A 22,436-nucleotide genomic window follows, 5' to 3' on the forward strand; every position below is an offset into this window, starting at 1 on the left:
ACATAATGATATCATGAATAAAACGATCACATATATACTCGCTGTAGCCTGCGGCTGTCTGTGGATGCAATCTCCGGCACATGCGCAGGCAGCAGTACCCCAAAAAGATACGATAGCGCTGCAGCATGGAGCTCACCGTATCGGGGTAAGAACAGATGCTGATATGGCCCGTTGGCGCTCGCTTCGCTTCGGACAGTTTATACACTGGGGCGTGTACGCCATCCCCGGTGGCGAATGGAAAGGCAAAACCTACAACGGTGCGGCCGAATGGATCCGTTCCTGGAAAGAGATGCCGCATGAAGAATATGATAATCTGTATCGTCAGTTCAATCCGGTGAACTTCAATGCGCAGCAATGGGCTTCCCAGGCAAAGGAGATGGGTGCTAAATACATGGTCATCACCACCAAACACCATGATGGTTTCTGTCTATGGCCCAGCAAATATTCCAAATACACGATCGCTGCTTCCCCCTGGAAAAAGGATTTACTGGGGCCGATGATTACCGCTTATAACAAGGCGGGTATCGATGTATATCTCTATTTTTCCATCATTGACTGGAGTCATCCCGATTACCGTGCTTCTCTGAAAACGGCTGCGGATTCTGCTGCCGGCAAACGTTTCCAGGTATTTGTAAAGAATCAGTTGGCTGAACTGTTGCAACGTTATCCGACGGTGAAAGGTTTCTGGTTTGATGGCACCTGGGATGATTCCTGGAAAAAAGATGGTGCCTTTACGGATGAACTGGAGCAGTATCTGCAGGCTATACATCCTGGTTTGGTGATGGGAAGCCGTTTACGGGCAGATGAAAAAGGTGCCCGTCATTTTGATTCCAATGGTCACCTGATGGGGGATTATGAACAGGGCTGGGAGCGCAAGCTGCCGGAGAAAATAGAAGATGTGCATGGCAATGATTGGGAGGCGGTGATGACCGTTCCTGAAAACCAGTGGGGATACAATGCCAAATGGGACGGACATATCAAAACGGCCAATGAACTGCTGGAGCTACTGGTGAAAAGTGTATCCCTCAACGGTAACTTTGTGCTCAACTTCGGACCCAGGGCTGACGGTACTTTCCGTACCGAAGAACAACAGCTGATGACACAGATCGGTCAGTGGATGAAGGTAAACGGAGAGGCTGTTTACAATGGTACCTATGCCGGTTTTGAAAAACAGGATTGGGGTTACTATATCCGTAAAGCCGGTACCGACAGCGTATACATGGTGGTATTTAATATACCCGTTTCCGGTAGTCTGCGGATAAAACTGCCTGCGCGTACGTCACTGGTAAGTGCCTCGCTGCAGCAGCAAAACCTGACACCTGAACTGATTGGCAGAAATGAATATTTTATTCATCTCAGCAGCAAACAATCAGATACCCCCGTAGTGATATTATTGAAAACAACCAACGGAGAAAATAAGGAGAAGGGAAACTTTGAGAAAGCCAAAACATAACTGTGATAAATACTGATTAGAACTGATAAATACTGATGCGCCTGATGAGGTTTGTTTAGGAATTTAAATTACTAACGAACTACATCAGGCGCATCAGTTTTAATCAGTATTTATCACCGTTACCGGGGGTGACAGTAATCGTTACGCTATGCCCGCCTCTGAGAACGTCTACCAATACTTTCCGGCCGATTTGTTTTTCGGTAAGCAGCAGGTGCATATCATCTACGGTGGCAACGGGTATGTTATCGAAGGCGATGATGATGTCTCCGATATGGAGCTGGCTGTTATCGTAGTTGCCGTCGGGGATGGTTTCAAAAACGTAGACGCCTGTTTGAATGGTGAGTTTGTTGGCAGCTATCATACGGTTGGTGAGTTTAACGGGTTGGGCGGCAATGCCGAGTTGTGCCCGTTTTACTCTACCGTGAAGGATGAGCTGGCCGGCGATCTGGGCGGCAAGGTTGGACGAGATGGCAAAGCAGAGTCCCTGTGCGGCCGGTATCATGGCGGTATTGACACCGATGATCTGACCGAGGGAATTGACCAGTGGTCCGCCGCTGTTGCCAGGGTTGAGTGCGGCATCTGTTTGTATTACGTTGTCGATGAGCCTGCCGTTGCTGGCGCGGAGCGTGCGGCCCAACGCACTCACCACGCCGGCAGTAACGGTATATTGCAGGCCCATGGGATTACCGATGGCAATAGCGATCTGTCCTACCTGCAATGCTGCGGAGTCGGCGAAAGATAAAGCTTTGAGCCCGGTTTCATCAATCTTGAGTACAGCGATATCAGTAGAGGGGTCGGTACCTTTTATTTCTGCGTTGACTTTTCTGCCGTCAACAAAAGAAACACGGATGCTTTCCGCCTGTTCTATCACGTGATTATTGGTGATGATAAAGCCGTCGGAGGAAATGATGAAGCCCGATCCGGCGCCTGTCTGCGTTTTTCTTCCGGGATTCCGCTTGTCATTGACTTTTTGTTGTACTTCAATGTGCACAACTGATTCGGCGACCGTGCCTACTACACCGGTAACCGTTTTAGAATATGCGTCCAGTAAACCGGCATCGTTTACAGGATGGTTCGTCAGAAATGTTAGTGCGTTTTCCATACCGGAAATCGCTCAAATATACTTCCAGATTCATTTTGTGCCTTTTTGACAAACTTTTTTTCTTCTTCCTGACATATTGTTCAAATCTATGCAAATCTTGCAGTGTATCACTGGTTGTTATAGTATAATAACCAGTTGAAACCATATTTATCCCTGAGAACGCCAATTTTTCCGCCGAAGAAATCATGCACGGGCCGGAGTGGTTCACCGCCAGCTGACAGTTTTTCGAAAGCCGCTACCATTTCTTCGGGTGTGTTACAGGTGAGGCTGATGCTCACGTTGTTGATCATCCCTGACGGATCAGCGCCCATATCGGAGGCCAGCAGTAATAATGACCCATTGGTAAGGCTGGAATGCAGTATGTGGTCTTGTTTGTGTGCCGGCCATTGATCGGCCATGGGAGACGCTTTTACTGTTTGCAGAAAAAGTTCCCCGCCGAGGCAGCTCTGGTAGAACTTCATAGCTTCCGCACATTTGCCGTCAAAATTGAGGTATACATTAATCTGTGACATGGTATTCCTTTTCAGCAAAGTTATCGTATTACCACTCCTTTTTGGAGGGGGCAGTACGACAATTTGAGGGGAACAATGCGACTTTATTTTCAGGAGAAGGATGTTTTCCGCTTTCAGCGGGATGGAAAAAACCATTCGTAAAAGAAGATACTTTTTTAGGAAACTTTTGCCGTTATTGCACTGGCTGCCTATGCCAAAGCCAGTGGCAGCGGGGGAGATCCCCCTGATAAAAATTACACGATGAATAAACTGAAACTACTGACAGGCCTGCTGCTTTTATGTACCAGTCTATTGTACGCGCAGATGACTACAGTACCGGTATTCACATCCGGTACGGAAGGGTACAAAAGTTTTCGTATACCAGCGATTATCAAACTGCCCTACGGGCCGCTGCTGGCCTTCGCAGAAGGACGGGTAAATGACAGCGGCGACTTCGGGGATATTAATATTGTAATGAAACGCAGCGACGACAATGGTGCTACCTGGGGACCTCTGCAAACAGTGGTGGACAATGATTCGTTGCAGGCCGGCAATCCGGCTCCGGTAGCAGATGTTACAGACAGGGTCTATCTGCATGGACGGATTTTCCTGTTTTACAATACCGGTAACAACCATGAAGGCGAAATCCGCAAAGGAAAAGGGCTGCGGGAAGTATGGTATAAAACATCCGCAGATGGCGGTGTTACCTGGTCGGAGCCGGTAAATATCACTACTCAGGTACATCGTCCGCTTCAGCCACAAATCAATCCGGCTTATAATTTCAAAGAAGACTGGAGAAGTTATGCCAATACGCCCGGACACGCTACCCAGTTCCGCTATGGGAAATACTATGGCAGGATATACGTGGCGGCCAATCATTCCGAAGGGAACCCGCAACGACATTTTAAGGACTATTTTGCGCATGGCTACTATACCGATGATCATGGTAAAACGTTTCACCTGGCGGCCACCATGCCAATGCCGGGTGGCAATGAAGCCACAGCCGCAGTATTAGATAACGACCGGCTGATGCTGAATGCCCGTAACCAGCAAGGTAATGTAAAGGCCCGTATGGTGGCTACCAGTTACGATGGTGGCACTACCTGGGATCAATACGCATTCGACCCGCAGCTACCGGACCCTGTATGTGAAGGTAGTTTGCTGGAGATCGGTTTTAAGAAGAGCAGGACTGTGCTGGCTTTCTGTAATGCGGCCGATACCCTGCAGCGAAACCATCTCACACTACGGATCAGTGAAGATGAGGGCCGTACCTGGCCTAAGTCTTATCTGATCGTCGCCAGCGACAACAACAAAGGAGATTATGCTGCGTACTCCGATATTGTAAAAATTGGCAAACAACGTATAGGCGTGTTGTTTGAGCGGAATAATTATCGAGAAATAGTATTCACCGTTGTAAATCTCTGATGTGAATAAGGGAAACAGGGTAGCCGCGATGACAGCCAGCATCTACCTTTGAGATACCCTCTAGAATAAGACGTCAGCTTGGCGCTGAATGGGGACAAATAGAATCTTATATGGACCATCCCGCATCAGATGGTCATTGTTATACGCCATTTGATAAAAAAGGCAGACTTGAAAAAAGGGAATGTTCCAACTACACTATTTTTAAGATTTTAATTTATGAAACTAATACTAGCACTACTACTTTGTACATCAAATTGGCTTTATTCCCAAACAATTGATGCGAAATATATTAAAGCATATAACTATATTGATTCTTTGGAAAAGGAAAAGATTAACGTCTCTCCTGTAATAAGATATCTCAGTATTAGCTCTTTTTCGAGGCAGGATGAGGTTAAGAATAGCCATCTTATTTCTCCCGATTTACTTAATAAAAACTCGTTTTATAACAATCATTACTTCCAACCGTACATAGATTCAAGTATCTCTCAGGTATTCAAATTTGAGAATAGAACGGATAAGTATTTAATGTTCTCGAAACCCATTGGAAATATTCTATTGTTAGAGATCAGAAGAGGTCCAATCAAACTGAGTAATTTGAACGGACCATACATGGGTATTGCCTCCGAATATTTGTTGATATTTGATAATGAGAATAATGTGATCAAATGCTTTACAGAGAAGATAATATATAATTAGAATTTTCCGCCTCTATATTTTTAATATTAAAAATATAGAGGCGGTTATAAATCCCTGCAATGTGTTGCTTATCGATGGCTCAGTGCCATAGACCACCGAGAATTTCCCTACAGCAAAGAGCTTACGACTACAGAAGCCACAAAAGGAGCTTTTCGTATATACGTACCATCTCTCAGCTGGCTGACCAGAAAAACAGCCAGATCCGTGGCACTGATCCGTGGAGCGGGGCAGTCATGCAGATTGGCCTGGTAAGCACCGGTGCTGGTGGTTTGTTCCAGTAGTGGTATCCTCACCAGGGTCCAGTCGAGCGTGCTCTGTGTCAGCAGTGCATATTCCCGTTGTTTATCTGCGATGATGTCGGGGAAGCTGTTACGCATATACGTAGAAGCCTGGCGGCACCATTCGCTTTTATCATCTCCCGGGACATCAATACTTAAACCGGTAATTACGATATAACGTTGAAGGCCATACGCCTGCATGGTATTGATAATACCGTGGGTGGCGCTGCTGAAAATTGGAGGGTGGCCGCTTCCCAGTGTACTGATGACTGCATCACAGCCGGGTATCAACTGTGATAATGCCATAGGGTCCAGTACATCACCCTTGATAAGTTGTATGGCCGGATGATGGAGATGGTATTTGTCAGGGTTTCTGAGTAGTAGTCTGAGATGAAAGCCTTGAAGTAGTAGTTGATTGACCAGGTATTGACCTGCTTTTCCGGTGCCGCCAATGACGGCTATGGCTGTCTTCATATATTGGTTGTATAAAATAATTAACAATACACAGGTGTCTGTGTTCATAACCGGCTGTGGTAGCGGGTATGCAGTGATGGTAATATTTTATGCAACAAGTTTAATGATTCAAATATAATGAAAAGAGTATAACTTCAGTTTATGGAAGTACGGGTTTATTATGCCTCTTTTGATACACCATTGTCTGCTGAGCGTTTCAGCCGTTTGCTGGAGCAGCTTCCGGAAGACAAACAACAACAGGTGTTAAGATATAAGCGTTGGCAGGATGCGCATGCGTCTCTGCTTGGAAAACATTTACTGCTGCAGGCCTGCAGTGAGTCGGGATATCCGGCAGATCTTCGTTTGTTGCAATATACAGTGGCTGGCCGGCCTTACCTGCCGGAGTACCCGGATTTTAACATTTCTCATTCCGGAAATATGGTTGTTTGTGCTTTGGCAGCCAACGGACGAATCGGTATCGATATAGAGAAAAGAGGCTCCATTGATATCATGGATTTTAAAGACCAGTTTACAATGGAGGAGTGGAAGCAGGTGATGTCTGCAGAAGATCCGGTATGGCAGTTTTATGAATTCTGGACTATTAAGGAAGCGGTGGCCAAAGCAAATGGAGTGGGTATTGTGGATTTGCCGTCTGTTCATATTCTGTCTGATAGTTTGGTAAGACTTCATGGATTTATGTGGACACTAACGCCCTTGCTGTTGCATAATGCATATGCAGGTCATATAGCCACAGAATCGATTCCTTCAGTCAGTATCAGGGAAGTTGTTTTCGACTAATATAGGAGGCGCCTTTACTTTAATGATAGCAATAGGATCGGGGGTAATCAGCCATCCCGTAAAACCGGTAAATTTCATGTTTTAACAATCGCTTTTTTTAAAATCACGGTTTTCCGTGAGCTGCTGTATCGCAGAATCTGTGTACATTTATCAAGTACCAATAATCAAAAAAAATAATCCAAAAGAAAACCTTTTTGATCACCCTCAAACTGATAACAGTCAATACTCCAATACAATAAAATTCCAACGTTTTTTTATTTTTTATTTATAACCTATAATAATTTGTTTTATGAGAAAAACTTTCGAAAAAAAGCTGGTACTGAACAAAATTAAAGTTGCTAAACTGAATGCAGCCCAGGTTGATAGCGTAGACGTAAAAGCTCCTACCTACACAGGTTGCAGCCTGATGGCAAAATGTCCTCCTCCCAGCACACTGGTTAATTGCTAAACCGCAGCTCGTTTATGAAAAAAGAAACATCCAAAAAACTCCGTTTAGGTAAGATCAAAGTATCTGACCTTACTAGTCATGTGCAGTCTGCTGGTGCTGATCAGCGTTCTGGTGCTTGCAGCGCATCTTATGTGATTGCTTGTATGAGCCAGGGAGCGCCTGTTTGCAGCAAAGACTCCTGTATTATCTAAATTAGTTCCCCGGGCTAAAGCCCGGGGCTAATAATTGATTAAAATTTATTCAATCTTCATCAATATTAGCCCCGGGCTTTAGCCCGGGGATATTTTATTTTGAACGATGAACTACAGAAAAGAAATTGAGTTGACGCTGGAGCAGATCTGCAAAGAGCTGGATCTGTTTACCGCTAACGATACAAATGCAGGCCTTTTAGGAGGGTATACCGGCTGTGCTTTGTTCTATGCCTACTATTACCAATTTACTTCCCGTGATGAGCATCTGGATAAGGTGCTGGATATTGTACAAAAAAGTATAACGGCTTTGTCTGAGCAGCCATTGAATGGATCTTTCTGTGGTGGTGTGGCCGGTGTTGCCTGGTGTATACAGCACCTGGTGGATATGGGCTTTATTGAGGAAGATGATATGATGGATGCTTTTACAGATATTGATGAGGTAGTGGGCGATTTTATGGAGGAAACCCTGCTGGCTGGTAAAAATGATTTCCTGCATGAAGGAGTTGGTACGGCATTATACTTCCTGGGGCGGCCGCCTGCAGTAGCGCAGCAGTATCTGGAAAAGCTGGTGGGACATCTGGCCGGGTCGGCGCACCGTTTACCTACAGGTATAGCCTGGAAAGACCAGTTTTCTTCTCAGAGCCACCGCAATCAGGAGGAGAACCTGTATAACCTCGGACTGTCGCATGGCGTGCCTGCTATTATCGCCATACTGTGCCGGATATACGAAAAAGGAATTGCCCGGGATGTTACCCATGGGCTGATAGAAGATGCTACCCGCTGGGTGCTGAGTAACCGGAAAGCAGCCGGAGGAAAGGGAAAGTCACTGTACCCTACTTTAACCAATGCCGCCAACGTGATCAGCGGCGATGTAAATAGCCGTTTGGGCTGGTGTTATGGCGACCTGGGTATCGCCACAATGCTGCTGGGCGCCGGAAAGCGTCTGCAGAAGCCGGCTTACAATGAAGAAGCGTTATCGGTACTGAATGATATTGCCTGTTACCGTGATCAGAAAAACGGAGCCGTATATGATGCCTGTTTATGTCATGGCAGCGCAGGCATTGCGCATATATTGCAACAGGCTGCCCTGGCCACTGGTGATCCGGTCCTGGAAAAGGCCGCGTTCAACTGGCTGGAAACAACCCTCAAAATGAATACCTGGACGGATGGGCCTGCCGGGTACAAATTTTATCTTCACCCTGATTATATTAAAGAGTATAATGTGCTGGAAGGTATTGCAGGAGTAGGACTGTCACTGCTGGGCTTCCTGGAACCGGAAATGAGTACAGGCTGGAATGAATGTCTGTTGATTTCATAAACTTTCGGGAAGTTTCATTTTGCTTTTATTTTGCTTTTTTTATATATTACAGTTAGTATTTGATCCACGAAAACTGTTCACCCGGAAATCCATGCCAAAGCATGCCAACGTTACAGCAAATATGAAATAACCATGATCCGATTATATTGTGTTGATGATCACCCATTGATACTGGAAGGTCTACGCGCATTACTCTGTTTTGAAAGAGATATTGAACTGACGGGAGAAACAAGAACGGGGGAGGCGTGCCTGAATTTTCTTGTTCACCATAGGGCTGATATTATTCTGCTGGACACCCTCTTGCCCGATATGTCCGGTGCAGCGCTCTGCCATGTCATAAAAAGAAACTATCCTGAGATAATGGTGCTCGGACTGAGCTACCATAAAGATGGACCCGGTATCCATGAGATGATGGAAAGCGGTGCCAGTGGATGCCTGATGAAGAATGCCGATAAGGAAGAGCTGTTGAAAGCCATCCGTGACGTGCATAATGGGCATACCTATCTGTCAGCCGGACTCGAAGATGTTTTGCAGACAGATGACAGAAGGACAAGAGCCAGACAGTTGAATATCACCAAAAGAGAAAAAGAAGTATTGTGGCTGATTGCCAACGGCCATACCAACCTCGAAATAGCCGAAAAACTTTTTATCAGCAGTGATACAGTGGACAGTCACCGGCGTAACCTGCTGGGCAAATTCAAAGCCCGTAATACAGCCATGCTCATTAAATGCGCCATCGATAACAAACTACTCCTGTCAGGGTACCACTGACAACTTTTTGAAGAAAAGAAATTAATCCGCTACCTTCGCTGCGCAATGGTTTACTCCTCTCCGTTGCGGATGAGGGTAATTAAAAGGGAACACGGGTGTAAATCCCGGACAGTCCCGCTGCTGTAATTCTCTCAAATGCCCGGGCATCTATCCGGCCACTGTTGATGATCAATGGGAAGGCCGCCCGGAGCAGAGATAAGTCAGAATACCTGCCATGCAATTTGTTTTTAAGCCTTCGTGGAATGAGGCTTGGAAGTAAATCATGTTGCAGGCTGACTGCCTGAAGGAATTTACCTTGATTTTACTCCTGATACGAAGGCCGTTGAAGAAATTATCAAAACGGTGAAGTATGATGCGTATCTACCAACAGGGAGGTGCTCTTGTAAAGATTTTCCTGTGTCTGTTGCCCGGAATGCCTGCTGTGCTGCAAGCACAACAAACCGATAGTACCAGAACCCGCGAACTGCGGGAGGTGTCTGTCAGCGCTCCTCGCGGTAATAAAGAAGTCGCACCGGGACAGCAGCTGAAAGGCAAGGAGCTGCAGCGGTTGGGTACCCAGTCGGTAGCAGATGCACTGCGCTACTTTTCCGGCATCCAGGTAAAGGACTACGGCGGCATCGGCGGCCTGAAAACGGTAGACGTCCGCAGTATGGGCACCAACCATACCGGCGTATTTTTCGATGGCATTGAATTAGGAAATGCACAGAACGGCCAGGTAGACCTGGGCAAGTTCTCACTGGACAACATGGAAGAGATCTCCCTGTACAATGGTCAGAAAAGCAGCATCTTCCAGCCGGCAAAAGACTATGGCTCTGCGGGGTCCATCTACCTCACTTCCATCAAACCCCGCTTCGAAGCCGGTGAACAACGTCACATAAAAGGTACTTTTAAAACCGGCTCTTTCGGCCTCATCAACCCTTCCATCCTCTGGCAGGAAAAAATAAGCCAGCGTGTGTCAGCTTCCTTCAATGCCGAATGGATCAATGCCAACGGCCGATACAAATTCCGCTATCAAAAAGAAAAAGGATATGATACCACCGCCATCCGCAAAAACAGTGATATCAACGCGCTGCGTGTGGAAGGGGGGCTGCATGGTATCCTCAACGGCGGCGAATGGAACAGCAGGATCTATTTCTATAATTCAGAAAGAGGCCTGCCGGGCTTTGTAGTCAACAATGTATTCGGTCATGTCGACCGGCAATGGGACCGCAACTTTTTTGTACAGTCTTCCTGGCGTAAAGACCTGAGCAAACGGTACAGCCTTATGCTCAACGGAAAATACGCCTACGACTATACGCATTATCTGGCACCAGATACTGTGCGTTATATCGAAAACCGCTACCGCCAGCAGGAAGTATATGTGTCTGTAGCCAATCAGTACCTGCTCACCAGCTGGTGGAACCTGGGCCTGTCCGGCGATTTTCAATGGAATAAGCTGAATGCCGACCTGACTAATTTCTCTTATCCTCAACGTTTTACCACACTGGTGGCCCTGGCCACCTCGGTGAATTTCAACCGTTTCAGTGCGCAGGCCAGTTTGCTCAACACCATCATGAATGAAGAAGTGAAGAAAAATGCTGCAGCTCCTTCACATCAGGAACTTACACCTGCTGTATTTGTCTCCTGGCAACCTTTTGCGAAACCCAATATCACCTGGAGGTCGTTTTACAAACGCATCTTCAGGATGCCTACCTTCAACGATCTCTATTACACAGATATCGGTAACTCCAACCTGGAGCCCGAGTTTGCCACGCAATACAATACCGGTCTTACCTGGAACCATACTTTCAGTGGAAAAATATTGCAGGAACTGGGTGTAGAAACAGACGCCTATTACAATGAGGTTACCAACAAAATCGTGGCTGTGCCTGCGGCCAGCCAGTTCCGCTGGACGATGATGAACCTGGGGTTTGTGAAAATAAAAGGCATAGACGTGAAAGCCAAAGCTGTCTGGCAGGTACTGAAAGACTGCCAGCTCAGCACCCGTGTCAATTATACCTTTCAGGATGCCAGGGATTTTACCAGTCGGACAGAGAATTTTTATAGTCATCAGATACCCTACATTCCCTGGCATAGCGGCTCCCTCGTGCTGGGCGGCAGCTACCGGGACTGGGACCTGAACTATAGTTTTCTCTACACCGGAGAACGGTACGACAGCAAGGAGAATATCAGGGATAACTACATGCAACCCTGGTATACCAGTGATATCACGCTTACCCGCAGCTGGAAGCTCAATAAGACTGGCTTCCGTTGTACCGCACAGGTCAACAACCTGTTTAATCAGTATTATGATGTGGTGCTCAACTACCCGATGCCCGGCAGAAATTTCAAATTCATCTTATCTGTAAACATATAAACCCATGATAAAATTATTACGTTTTACAGGTATTGCTGTGTTGATGGCCGCCGTGGCCGTCAGCAGCTGCCGTACCGGTAATGATATTGTGCCACCGGTAGTTACGCAGGTGGATACTCCAGTAAAGCATTACCAGTACAAAGGGTTCTATCTGCTGAATGAAGGAAATATGGGCAGCAATAAGTCTACCCTCGACTTTTTTGATTTTACCAGCGGATCGTACAAAAAGAATATTTATGCGGAAGCGAATCCTACGGTGGTGAAAGAACTGGGCGATGTGGGCAATGATGTGCAGATATATGGCAATAAGCTGTTTGCCGTGATTAATGTGTCCAACAAGGTGGAGGTGATGAATGCCAACACCGTGAAGCGTATCGGGCAGATAGGACTGCTGAACTGCCGCTATATCACCTTTTCTAACGGTAAAGCCTATATTAGTTCATATGCAGGCCCTGTTTTAATAGATCCCCGGTCGCCGATAGGCATTGTGGCCGAAGTAGATACCGCCACCCTGCAGATCACCCGTAAGGTGGAAGTCGGCTACCAGCCTGAGGAAATGGCCGTCGTGAATGGTAAACTGTATGTGGCCAATTCCGGTGGCTATCGCCCACCCACATACGATAGTACCGTATCAGTGATTGATCTCAGCACTTTTAAGGAAATAAAAAAGATACCTGTTGATATTAACCTGCATCGTCTGAAAGCAGACAGTGATGGCGATTTGTACGTGACCAGCAGGGGAGACTATTACAACAGACCCTCTGCATTATACCTGGTGGACACTAAGACGGATGCCGTGAAAAAGCGTTTCCCCATGGCTGCCAGCAACCTCTGTATCTCCGGCGACACAGCTTATGTGTATGGCTCTGAATACAGCTATAATACTGCCACCTGGAGAATCAACTATGGGATGATCAATGTTAAAACAGAAACCATCATTCCCGGTAGCTTTATTACAGATGGCACGGAGAAGGCTATTAAAATGCCATATGGTGTAATGGTGGATCCTGAAACAAAAGATGTATATGTAACAGATGCCCGGGATTATGTTTCTTCCGGGGTACTGTATTGTTTTAATAAACAAGGCAAAAAGAGATGGTCAGTCACCACTGGTGATATTCCGGGGCATTTTGTCTTTTTACCGGTAACCCAATAAAACCAACTGAAAAATGAAGCAACGACTTTTACCTTTTGTGATGCTGATGGCGCTGCTCGCAGGAAGCTGTTCCAAGAGTGATGATACAACACCACCCGTTATGCCACCCGCCAATGGGCCGGATGTGTCTGTCAATGTACCGGCAGGTGGTGTGAACACCGGAAATATGAAGTGGGTACGTTTAGCCGCCACCGTGAAAAATGATAAAGGGGCCTCCTATCTGTGGAAGCTGGGCAATGATACCTTATCCACTACCAAAGAGCTGCAGTATCTGTTTTCCAAAGAAGGAAGTTATACCCTCGCATTGATTGTTAAGAATAGTGAGGGAGAAAAACGTATAGACGTTCCAGTTAAAATATCAGCCGGAAAATATATCAATGGGGTTACCCGGGTATTTGATTTTCAGCCGGCCCCTGGCCAGTTTGTACATACCTTACCGGTATGGGAGAACGGAGATGATCAACAGAAAATGAATGCCAAAGCCGAAGAAGCATTGAAGAATGGGGGTGCAATACACCTGGGTGGATTTGGTGGTTATGTCGTGATGGGATTTGATCATACGATCCTGAATGTGCCGGGTGCCTATAGTTTCACCGTACTTGGTAATGCTTTTGAAAGCTGGGCGGAGCCGGGAATCATCGAGGTGGCTTATGATGCCAATGGTAACGGACTTCCGGATGATGAATGGTATGAGATCGCCGGCTCTGAATACAACAGCTCCAAAACGATCCGTAACTATCAGATCACTTATTATAAACCGGATGAGAACAAGGTGAAAACACCTAACAAAAATTATCCTGCTCTCACCGATACCACCTATATCAAATGGAAAGATAACCAGGGGAAATCAGGATACCTGTCTAAAAACATGTATCATGTTCAGCCTTATTATCCGCAGTGGAAAGGCGATAGCATCACGTTCTCCGGCTCCAGACTGACAGATGAATATGTGGTGGACCAATCCGGTGCCGGCACTTATTTTGTTAGTCCTGCTTTCCCTTTTGGCTATGCAGACAACTGGTCTAACGATAATGAAAAGGCTAACATCAAAATCAGCTGGGCAGTTGATAAAAAAGGAAATGCTGTACAACTCAAAGGTGTTGACTTTATCCGTGTATATACCAGCATGCGTGCAGAAGGAGGATGGCTGGGAGAAATCTCCACAGAAGTAGCCGGAGTAAAAGACCTCAATCTAAAATAACAACAAGTAAAATTGTTCAAAACAAAAATCCAAAATACCAACAAGTAAAATTGTTCAAAACAAAAATCCAAAGTAACAACAAGTAAAATTATTCAAAACAAAAATCCAAAGTAACAACAAGTAAAATTATTCAAAACAAAAATCTAAAGTAACAACAAGTAAAATTATTCAAAACAAAAATCTAAAGTAACAACAAGCAAAAATTATTCAAAACAAAAATCTAAAATAACAACAAATAAAATTATTCAAAACAAATTTAGCCCAGGACTTTAGTCCTGGGATTTTTTTTGTAGGTTTGCCCCGCAATTGGTTGTTTTGTTTAACGCAAAACATTAAAAGGGAATCCGGTGTAAAACCGGAGCTATCCCCGTAGCTGTAATCCTGCACACCGGCGTTTCGCCGGTAATATTTTCCCGGAGTTTACTCCATGCCACTGTCTGCTGATGCAGATGGGAAGGCCACCGGGAAAGCAGGGAAGCCAGAAGACCTGCCAGTAGCCATCAGTCATTTGTTGCTTTCGGGTGAAAGGCACCAGAATGTTGAGCTTAACGGCTTTATGTTCACGTATTATTATTTGGTTCACCCGCTGTGCTGTGTGGTTACAGGCTTATAGACCTGTATTGTTTTTTTTGTTCCCGGTTGTTGTTATCGCATCAACTGTAGCCTGCTTGTTTTTTTACATCAAAAAAAACAAAACGGAATTCCCTTGCCTGTACTGTGGTGCCGGTGTTATGTGTTCATTTATCATCAGAAAAATATATTAACAACACATATTAGTACACTATGAATTTTAAAAAGTGTTTTGCCCTGCTGGCCTTGTTGGTGGCCCTTTTTACTGCCTGTAAAAAAGAAGAAGTAATACCTGCCGTTGGACTTCAGCAAGAAGGTCGTTCAGACACCTTACATCTGGGAGAAACTATTACGCTGCGGGCACGGGTAACTAACGCCAACGGCACTACGTTCGACTGGAAGATTAATGGTGCTGCTGCCGGCACCGATTCCATCCTGAAATTTACAGCGTCTGCAAGTGGAATGTTCCGGGTGGTGGTGACAGCCCGTAATACTGTCAGCGTTGATTCTGTTGCCTACAACTTCAAGGTGTGGGGCAAGTATGAGAACGGTTTTTTTATGCTGCAGGAAGGACAGTACGGCAATGATAACGGCGATCTCTGGTACTATAGCTATGACAGCAACAAAGTAGTGAAGAACGTTTTCAGAACGGAAAACCCCGGTAAGAGCCTGGGACCTAATACTGCCACGTTGCAGTTTGCCACCGTTTACCGGGATAAAATGTATATGGCCGTAAAAGTCGGCGGGCCGTTGGTGGTAGCTGATGCCTATACGATGAAGGAAACAGGCCGGATTGATCATCTGCCGCAGGATGAAGGTTATGCTTTTGTAGGAGTGGATAACAACAGAGGACTACTCAGTGCAATAGATGGCGTGTACCGTGTTAATCTTACAGGTCCTGTGCTGGGCGCCAAAGTGGCTGGTATCAACGGCCCTGCCGGCGACATGATACTGGCGGGTGATTATGTATTTGTAATGACGAAAGACGATGGGGTAGTAGCACTCAAAGCAGCTGACTTTAGCGTGGTGAAAAAATTTGGTATTGGCGACGCCGGTTTTGCCCGCACTAAAGACGGTAGTATATGGGTAACCGGTAAGGACTCTCTCGTAAAAATCAACCCGATATCGCTGGCGGCAGACCGGGTGAAGCTGCCGTTTAAAACTACTAATCCATGGGCATTTCTAGCCTGGCGTTCCGGCTCACTAACAGCCAGTGCCTCCGGTGATGCGGTGTATATCGCTGAACGGGAAGCGGTACAGGTTATCGGTGAAATTGAAGTGGGCGGTACCCGGCTTTACCGCTATGAACCTGGTAATGCAGCTTCATTGTCTGCTCCGTTCCTCACACTTCCTGCTGGTCAGTATTTCTATGGTTCTGCTGTAAGGTATAATGAACGCCGCAAGGAACTGGTGGTCATTGCGCTCACTGACAAATTTGGTGGCAGCAATGATAACCGCTGGCTGATGTATGATGCCGTAACGGCCAATCTGAAGGAAACAGTCCGTTATACCGGTTACTATTTCCCTGCATTGCCCATATTTTATTAATGGATCCCTCAATTTGTTATTGTCCTGTTTTTTCTTCACTTAAAAAAATACACGTATGAAAAATCCCTGTTTGACAGCCATGGCCCTGGCTGCGCTCTTTATCTGGTCTTCCTGCCGTAAAGATGCGCTCAACAATGATCTGTTAACCAATGTGGAAACCCCGCGCCCGGCACTGGTCAGCAATGTGACGATCAGACCGGCTGCCCTTACCAGCAGTCCGCTTATCAGCAAGGTGTATACCTATATGCCCGCACCCGGACAGTTTATCAATGAATCCGCTTACGGCACTATCGCTGCAGCGCAGGCAGTAGTAGGCAGTACCAGCAATCTGGTATCCCTCGGCGGTTATGGCGGATACATTGTATTTGGCTTCGATCACTCGGTAGTAAATGGTGCGGGCAACGACCTGGGTATTTATGGTAATCCCCTGGGACCTCAGTACCAATGGTCCGAGCCGGGTATTGTGATGGTGAGTCAGGATGTAAACGGAAACGGTATCCCCGATGATCCCTGGTATGAACTGGCGGGCAGTGAATACAATGCTTCCGGTACAGTCAAAAATTACCGGATCACGTATTACAATCCGCATGCAGCAGGTACCAATGTGCCCTGGAAAGACAATCTGGGCAATAGTGGTATCGTGCAGGCCAACAGCTTTCACACGGCTAACAACTACTATCCTGCGATGGCGCCCAATCAGGATTCTATTACCTTCACCGGTACCAAACTGGTCAATACCCTGGTGCCTGGTAGTATCATTACCAACCTGGCTTTCGCATGGGGCTATTCCGATAGTTATTCCAGTGAATATCCAACGTATGGGTATAATACCTTCGATATTTCATGGGCCGTGAATGCCGGCGGCCAGTCGGTAAGTCTGAATGCGATTGATTTTGTAAAGGTATATACCGGCCAGAACTGTAATGCCGGCCCATTGTTGGGGGAAATCTCCACTGAATTAAAAGGTGCGAGGGACCTGCATTTATAATGCTTATTCCGGGGCTAAGCCCCGGAATTTTGACAGCTCTTCAATGAAGGCGGCCTGTTGTGCGTTGATGAGTTTTTTGGCAGTGTCGGCATCAAACCAGCCGGCTTTGTCTATTTCGGGAAAGGTTTTTTTCCGGCCGGAATGTGGAGGCCATTCTATTTCAAAAGTATTGCTCACAATTTTTTCCGGGTCTGTATCTCCTTCTGTGGCCCAACACAATACCTGCTTCCCGCTTTTCTGGACAATGGGTTGCAGGGGTATAAAGGTACCACCGGGCTGATAACCGGTTTCTTCCTCAAACTCACGTATGGCTGCTTGCAGCGGCGCTTCTCCCGGTTCTATCTCTCCTTTGGGTATACTCCACCAGCCGGCATCTTTTCTCTGAAAATAAGGCCCACCGGGATGTACCAGAAAGTACTCCGTGATATCACTTATTTTTCGGTAAAGAAGAATGCCTGCACTTTGTTTCATATGGTTGATGGCGTTGCTTTCTATATCAAAACCGTTTGCAATGATGGTTTGTTTAACAGCCTGATGTTGTGTGTTGGCATTTTGATTGATGCCTCACAAGTAATTGCTCATCACTTAAAACGGAAATTATGAAAACAGATATCACTAAAAGAGACATCAACCAGCCTGCTACTTTTGGAAGTTTTGTTGATCAGCTTTTCCAGCATAATTTAAGTCGCTTTTTTGATGATTTTCCTAAAGACCTGAGCAGTTTCCGCAACAGGGTGCCGGTCAATATCAAGGAAAATGACAAGTCCTACGAAGTACAGGTGGTGGCTCCCGGATTACAGAAAAAGGATTTTCAGATCAATATTGAAAACAACCGGCTGACAGTTTCCTTTGAACATAAAGAAGAACACAAGGAAGAAGGTAAAGAAGGCTGGATCCGGCAGGAATACAAACAGCAGTCATTCTCCCACACTTTTACCCTGGATGATAGTGTGGACCCCAATAAGGTGGTAGCACGCTACGAAGAAGGGGTACTGAAGCTGAACATTCCCAAAACGGAAAGAGCGCAGAAAGTAACCCGCCAGATAAACGTAGAGTAGGCTTCCTTATGATCTCATATTGTGGATTTTTTCCTGCATCCGTTGCAGTCTTTCTGCAATGGAGATGTCTCCTGTTATTTCCAGCACCGGTATTTTTAGGTTGCTGATCCATTGCTGGTGCTGGTTGTGGCTTCTGCCCCGGAAGTCAGGCTCATCGTACCTGGAAGCCCAGGTGATAAAAGCGGCATTTTCTTTTTTGAGCCAGGGATCGGTATCCAGCAGGGTACCGTAACGTTGTTTTTCACGGAGGATAAGCCGTTGCATCCGTATATCAGTAGGGAGCCAAAGGAATACTGCCAGCTGGAACTGATCGGGCATTACGGGAGTCCAGTTGAAAACAGAACCGGCTACCACTACTTTATCGTGGCTGTTGAGATCGGCCAGAAACTGATGGTTGCGTTCTGCCGGGGCGCGTTTGTTTTCATAAGGATGTTCCGTTTTCAGCCAGTAGTAATTATCTGCTTCCAGATGTTCATATCCGTTTTCTCTGGCGAATGCCTTGGCGAGGGTGCTGGTGCCGGCACCAGCTGCTCCGAAAATAACGATCTTCATCTTTTTAGGGTCTTTGTTGGGTTAAACAAAGATAGGTATATCTTCTTACCCATCCTCCCGAAGGATCATGATAAAAAAATGGTGGGAGCGAGTCCCACCAAAAATGCTTCACAAATTGAAACTAATGGGGATTAACAACTTGGGTAATTCAACAGTCAAAAATTTAATAACAACCTTAACACAAAATCAAATATGTATCCCGACAGTCCCTTTTTAGGACCAGTGCAGCCATGAACGTTAGGCTTGCCTGTCCATGATCTGCACTGTATCCCCGGGGACATTGCTTCAAAATGAGGAAGGGTTTTTTCTAACAAACTTTTCCCTCAGCTTTTAACACATTCTTTTAAATCAACTTGGGGGGTGTAACCAATTCCTGCTGCAACGGATGGGGTCTTGCCTTACTCCAATAGTTGGCGGCTGGGTAGATGTAGCTGGATAAAAGGCCCTTTCAGCGTGTTATTCCTACAAACTCCAATTGGATTGTTTACAGGCGCAAAAGTATTAGGTGATTCATAATCAGTCAACTGTGTAATTACGCAGGTTGTTGTATTCTTTATTATTTTTATGTCAAAAACGGATGGAGCATGATAAGTTGGGAATTTATTCCAAGGCCTTTATTACAGATGTACCAGCTGACCTGAACAGCCCGGAGGTAGAGCACTTCAGAAAAACGATCCGGCGGTTCCCGGATGAAGCCATTTATATTTATTCGTTTAAGGAGAACCGTATGTTGTATGCTGACGGTTGGGAAGAATTGCTGGGATATGCTGATAACGAGATTACCATGCTCACCATCGTAAATATTACGGCCCCTGAATACGCTCCTTTTTCAAACGAGCTGAATGACAAAGCCCTGATGTTTTTGCACAACATAACAAAAGACCTGGAGCTGTATAGTTTTACGATTGAGCTGAAAAAAATACATAAAAACGGCACACATGTACCATTAATTTGCAAAGTGGGAGTGTTTGCCGTAGAAGAGGGCCAGACGACAGCTATTATCGGGCACTCCCAGAAAAATGAAAGCATCAAACTGGGCAATGTAATGCGGTATGCTGCCTACGGCCCTGAAAAATCAGCTTTTGAAGAAGAGCTGAACAAACAACTGTTCCGTCATTATGCTATTTCAGAGAAGGAGAAAGAAGCCCTTGCCATGGTAGCAGAGGGCTTTTCCTTTAAAGAGATTGCGGCGAGGTTCGGTGTTTCCCAATCAGCGATTGAAAAGAGGATTATCCCTATGTACAAACGCTTTGAAGTGAAAAGCCTGACACACCTGATCAGCTTTGCATATGCAAATCATATTCTCCCCTGATCATCGGGGGAGCACATGACTGCAGGTTCAGGGAAATCAGTTTTTCCTTCTCTACACCTATGTTCAGCAACATATCCTGCCATCTCTCCGACAGCTGCCTGGAACGATCATCATCTCCCAGTACCCAGATAACATTGGTTTGTCTTAACACAGTGCGGTTGATATCATTGGTGGAGAAAGTGTCTACAAAGCTCAGAAACTGATCCGGCGTAATCAGGTCGTGTTTGATAGGATCGCCGGGATTGATATCATCGATCACCAGGATAGAGGCTTTGCGCCAGGTCCACAATACATCTGCAGATGCGGCATCGTCGTGTTCAAAGAACATGCAGTACAGCTTCATGGCTGAGGTGTATACGGCCGTATGATGACGTATAGACAGCTCCGTAGCGATGCCAACGCTGAGACTTGTTTTACCACTCCTTTTGGGGCCAAACAAAAACAGGTGCATGCCCTGTCCTTTGTTGTCAAGGAAACGACGTATTTCATCAATATCCTTTTGCGGCAGGCTTTCCGTATTCCACTGGCTGAGCCGGAACTGGAACGGATAGGAAGGTGTCTGCAGGTACATCTTGGTAAGATACCAGTAATAGGCAGGATACAATACCATAGCGGTGAGTATCAGCAACACACTGAGGGCTGTCGGCGTATAGCCGCAGAGGATAGAGGCCATAAAGGCGCCGGACCAGAAATACAGCAGGTCTGTAATGGTATCAAAGGCAATATTACCCCAGGCAGGCTGGAATATATAACGTTTTCTGGCTTTGCCGGACAGCAGTGGTCCCAGGAAATTGTACGTTTCAAAAGCAAGCCAGGTGATGCTGACGCCCAGCGCCGCATTCAGGGCTGCCCTCGATTCGGGCATATGCTTTTTCAAGATAAGAAACACCACAAAAGTGGGAATAAAACCCAGCGAGAAATGTCCAAACTGATTAGCCAGCCATGTATAGGTGAGGGTAACGCCACGATAGGAATCCTTTCCGATCAGGTCTGCTTTGAGCTGCCGGAAGATGTCTTTGGGAGTGATAACTTTTTTCATTCGAAGCAAAGGGTATTAGGGGGCAGAATAATAAAACCGCAAATATAATGTGTTCCACTGAAAGTGATTTTTCAGAAGAATGCTTAGCTTTGGCCCCGTATGGCAAAAAAATATAGTCAGCTGAAGGCTACCCTTGTGTTAGCCAAAGCGAGCCTCATTGCTACCCTGCGTAGCCCTACTTCCGTCGTTTTCGCCTTGCTGTTCCCTATCATCTTTGTTACGGTATTTGGCGCCATGGTAGATAATACGGCCGTGAAAATCAAGATTGCAGTTTCGCCAGGCAGCGATACCAGCAGTCCGGTATACCGTGCTGTAAAGGCAGTGGGTATTTTCAGTCTGGCTAAAGAACAGGATTCCCTCGAACAAATTGCTGCTTTAAAGAAGGGCCGGATAGCGGGCATCATTGATATCCCTGCGCCGGTATTGTCGGCGCCGGTACCGCAGTATGGAGTATCATTGCTGAGTTCCGGTGCAGTGGCTGATAAGCGGCCGCTGATACAGGCGGCCCTGCAGGAAGTGGTGGCGGGTATCAACCGCCAGGTGCTACCTAATCAACCGGTGGCCGCTACCCTGAAGGTAGTGACTGTTCCGGGCAGGGTATACCGGCAGATTGACTTTATCCTGCCGGGGCAGCTGGGCTTTTCGCTGCTGATGGCTGGCGTGTTTGGCTCTGCCTTCCTGTTGTTCAACCTCCGGCATACACTGGTACTGAAACGTATTTTTGTAACGCCTATCAGCCGTACTGCTTTGCTGGCAGGTGAAATGCTGAGCAGACTGTTGTTTCAGGTGATCTGTTTTATCATCATTACTGCATTGGGCTATTACGTGTTTGATTTTACCCTCATCAATGGTGTCTTCACTTTTATGGAGATGCTGGGCCTGTCTGTTTTCGGGCTGATCATCTTCACCGGAATCGGATTTATGATCAGCGGTGTGATACGCAATGAAAGTTCCATCGCACCAGTCGCCAATACGATTACGGTGCCACAGATATTGTTATGCGGCCTCTTTTTCCCGGTAGAAAATTATCCTGTATGGCTGCGTACCTTCTGTGATTATCTGCCATTGACTTTTTTTGTAGATGGCCTGCGGAAGATAGCCTTCGAAGGTGCCCATCTCTGGGAGGTGCCGGTGCAACTGGGCGGCCTCGCCGTATGGGCAGTGATAGTGGGCGTGCTGTCTGTGAAAATGTTTAAATGGGAATAGGCATCAATATACTTTTTTATATCGCG

General features: G+C 46.2%; 21 protein-coding genes and 2 riboswitches. Of the genes, 15 read left to right on the forward strand and 6 right to left on the reverse strand.

Going from position 1 to position 22,436, the window contains the following annotated elements:
- The first annotated feature begins 13 nt into the window (after positions 1 to 13).
- On the forward strand, positions 14 to 1,453 hold the full coding sequence (locus KD145_RS30540) for an alpha-L-fucosidase (RefSeq protein WP_212003579.1): 1,440 nt from the start codon (positions 14 to 16) through the stop codon (positions 1,451 to 1,453).
- A 103-nt stretch (positions 1,454 to 1,556) separates the two neighbouring features.
- Here the strand turns inward: KD145_RS30540 and KD145_RS30545 are convergent, their stop codons facing one another.
- Together KD145_RS30545 and KD145_RS30550 are read right to left on the reverse strand one after the other, a co-directional pair.
- Positions 1,557 to 2,555, reverse strand: a complete 999-nt coding sequence (locus KD145_RS30545; protein ID WP_212003580.1) for a S1C family serine protease — start codon at positions 2,553 to 2,555, stop codon at positions 1,557 to 1,559.
- Positions 2,556 to 2,662: 107 nt separating this feature from the next.
- On the reverse strand, positions 2,663 to 3,067 hold the full coding sequence (locus KD145_RS30550) for a VOC family protein (protein ID WP_212003581.1): 405 nt from the start codon (positions 3,065 to 3,067) through the stop codon (positions 2,663 to 2,665).
- Between the two features lie 240 nt (positions 3,068 to 3,307).
- On the opposite strand from KD145_RS30550, the gene KD145_RS30555 reads away from it, so the two are divergent.
- On the forward strand, positions 3,308 to 4,471 hold the full coding sequence (locus KD145_RS30555; RefSeq protein WP_212003582.1) for an exo-alpha-sialidase: 1,164 nt from the start codon (positions 3,308 to 3,310) through the stop codon (positions 4,469 to 4,471).
- An 803-nt stretch (positions 4,472 to 5,274) separates the two neighbouring features.
- On the opposite strand, the gene KD145_RS30560 is transcribed toward KD145_RS30555, so the two are convergent.
- Positions 5,275 to 5,919, reverse strand: coding sequence for an NAD(P)-dependent oxidoreductase (locus KD145_RS30560; RefSeq protein WP_212003583.1), 645 nt, complete (start codon positions 5,917 to 5,919; stop codon positions 5,275 to 5,277).
- Positions 5,920 to 6,060: 141 nt separating this feature from the next.
- On the opposite strand from KD145_RS30560, the gene KD145_RS30565 reads away from it, so the two are divergent.
- The 10 genes from KD145_RS30565 to KD145_RS30610 all read left to right on the forward strand — a co-directional run bounded on the left by KD145_RS30565 (position 6,061) and on the right by KD145_RS30610 (position 17,243).
- Positions 6,061 to 6,696: a 4'-phosphopantetheinyl transferase superfamily protein gene (locus KD145_RS30565; protein WP_212003584.1), complete on the forward strand. Its 636-nt coding sequence runs from the start codon at positions 6,061 to 6,063 to the stop codon at positions 6,694 to 6,696.
- 289 nt (positions 6,697 to 6,985) lie between these two features.
- The gene (locus KD145_RS30570; RefSeq protein ID WP_153259992.1) at positions 6,986 to 7,144 is read left to right on the forward strand and encodes a class I lanthipeptide; all 159 of its coding nucleotides are present in this window, start codon (positions 6,986 to 6,988) and stop codon (positions 7,142 to 7,144) included.
- Between the two features lie 14 nt (positions 7,145 to 7,158).
- On the forward strand, positions 7,159 to 7,335 hold the full coding sequence (locus KD145_RS30575; RefSeq protein ID WP_212003585.1) for a hypothetical protein: 177 nt from the start codon (positions 7,159 to 7,161) through the stop codon (positions 7,333 to 7,335).
- Positions 7,336 to 7,441: 106 nt separating this feature from the next.
- Positions 7,442 to 8,653 (forward strand): lanthionine synthetase C family protein, encoded by a 1,212-nt coding sequence (locus tag KD145_RS30580; protein WP_212003586.1) that lies wholly within the window; start codon positions 7,442 to 7,444, stop codon positions 8,651 to 8,653.
- A 132-nt stretch (positions 8,654 to 8,785) separates the two neighbouring features.
- The gene (locus KD145_RS30585) at positions 8,786 to 9,424 is read left to right on the forward strand and encodes a response regulator transcription factor (RefSeq protein ID WP_212003587.1); all 639 of its coding nucleotides are present in this window, start codon (positions 8,786 to 8,788) and stop codon (positions 9,422 to 9,424) included.
- 29 nt (positions 9,425 to 9,453) lie between these two features.
- Positions 9,454 to 9,656: riboswitch (cobalamin riboswitch) on the forward strand.
- A 117-nt stretch (positions 9,657 to 9,773) separates the two neighbouring features.
- Positions 9,774 to 11,780 carry a TonB-dependent siderophore receptor gene (locus KD145_RS30590; RefSeq protein ID WP_212003588.1) on the forward strand — a complete coding sequence of 669 codons (2,007 nt, stop codon included), beginning with the start codon at positions 9,774 to 9,776 and terminating at the stop codon, positions 11,778 to 11,780.
- 4 nt (positions 11,781 to 11,784) lie between these two features.
- Entirely contained in the window at positions 11,785 to 12,936 is a 1,152-nt protein-coding gene (locus KD145_RS30595) for a YncE family protein (protein ID WP_212003589.1), read from the forward strand.
- A 13-nt stretch (positions 12,937 to 12,949) separates the two neighbouring features.
- Positions 12,950 to 14,137: a PKD domain-containing protein gene (locus tag KD145_RS30600; RefSeq protein ID WP_212003590.1), complete on the forward strand. Its 1,188-nt coding sequence runs from the start codon at positions 12,950 to 12,952 to the stop codon at positions 14,135 to 14,137.
- A 290-nt stretch (positions 14,138 to 14,427) separates the two neighbouring features.
- A riboswitch (cobalamin riboswitch) is annotated at positions 14,428 to 14,647 on the forward strand.
- 273 nt (positions 14,648 to 14,920) lie between these two features.
- On the forward strand, positions 14,921 to 16,255 hold the full coding sequence (locus KD145_RS30605; RefSeq protein WP_212003591.1) for a DUF5074 domain-containing protein: 1,335 nt from the start codon (positions 14,921 to 14,923) through the stop codon (positions 16,253 to 16,255).
- A 55-nt stretch (positions 16,256 to 16,310) separates the two neighbouring features.
- Positions 16,311 to 17,243, forward strand: coding sequence for a hypothetical protein (locus tag KD145_RS30610; RefSeq protein ID WP_212003592.1), 933 nt, complete (start codon positions 16,311 to 16,313; stop codon positions 17,241 to 17,243).
- Positions 17,244 to 17,246: 3 nt separating this feature from the next.
- On the opposite strand, the gene KD145_RS30615 is transcribed toward KD145_RS30610, so the two are convergent.
- Positions 17,247 to 17,714 (reverse strand): NUDIX domain-containing protein, encoded by a 468-nt coding sequence (locus tag KD145_RS30615; RefSeq protein WP_212003593.1) that lies wholly within the window; start codon positions 17,712 to 17,714, stop codon positions 17,247 to 17,249.
- 128 nt (positions 17,715 to 17,842) lie between these two features.
- Here KD145_RS30615 and KD145_RS30620 point away from each other — a divergent pair, with 128 nt between their 5' ends.
- Complete coding sequence (locus KD145_RS30620; protein ID WP_212003594.1) at positions 17,843 to 18,301, forward strand: Hsp20/alpha crystallin family protein; 459 nt, start codon at positions 17,843 to 17,845, stop codon at positions 18,299 to 18,301.
- 6 nt (positions 18,302 to 18,307) lie between these two features.
- On the opposite strand, the gene KD145_RS30625 is transcribed toward KD145_RS30620, so the two are convergent.
- Complete coding sequence (locus KD145_RS30625; RefSeq protein ID WP_212003595.1) at positions 18,308 to 18,853, reverse strand: AAA family ATPase; 546 nt, start codon at positions 18,851 to 18,853, stop codon at positions 18,308 to 18,310.
- A 577-nt stretch (positions 18,854 to 19,430) separates the two neighbouring features.
- Between KD145_RS30625 and KD145_RS30630 the strand changes: the two genes are divergently transcribed.
- Positions 19,431 to 20,165 carry a LuxR C-terminal-related transcriptional regulator gene (locus tag KD145_RS30630; RefSeq protein WP_212003596.1) on the forward strand — a complete coding sequence of 245 codons (735 nt, stop codon included), beginning with the start codon at positions 19,431 to 19,433 and terminating at the stop codon, positions 20,163 to 20,165.
- Here the strand turns inward: KD145_RS30630 and KD145_RS30635 are convergent.
- Positions 20,131 to 21,204 (reverse strand): AAA family ATPase, encoded by a 1,074-nt coding sequence (locus KD145_RS30635; RefSeq protein ID WP_212003597.1) that lies wholly within the window; start codon positions 21,202 to 21,204, stop codon positions 20,131 to 20,133. The two genes, KD145_RS30630 and KD145_RS30635, sit on opposite strands and share 35 nt — an antisense overlap.
- A gap of 99 nt (positions 21,205 to 21,303) precedes the next feature.
- Between KD145_RS30635 and KD145_RS30640 the strand changes: the two genes are divergently transcribed.
- On the forward strand, positions 21,304 to 22,410 hold the full coding sequence (locus tag KD145_RS30640) for an ABC transporter permease (protein ID WP_212003598.1): 1,107 nt from the start codon (positions 21,304 to 21,306) through the stop codon (positions 22,408 to 22,410).
- Positions 22,411 to 22,436: the final 26 nt, after the last annotated feature.

Origin of the sequence: Chitinophaga sp. HK235, assembly GCF_018255755.1 — a bacterium.
GTDB lineage: Bacteria > Bacteroidota > Bacteroidia > Chitinophagales > Chitinophagaceae > Chitinophaga.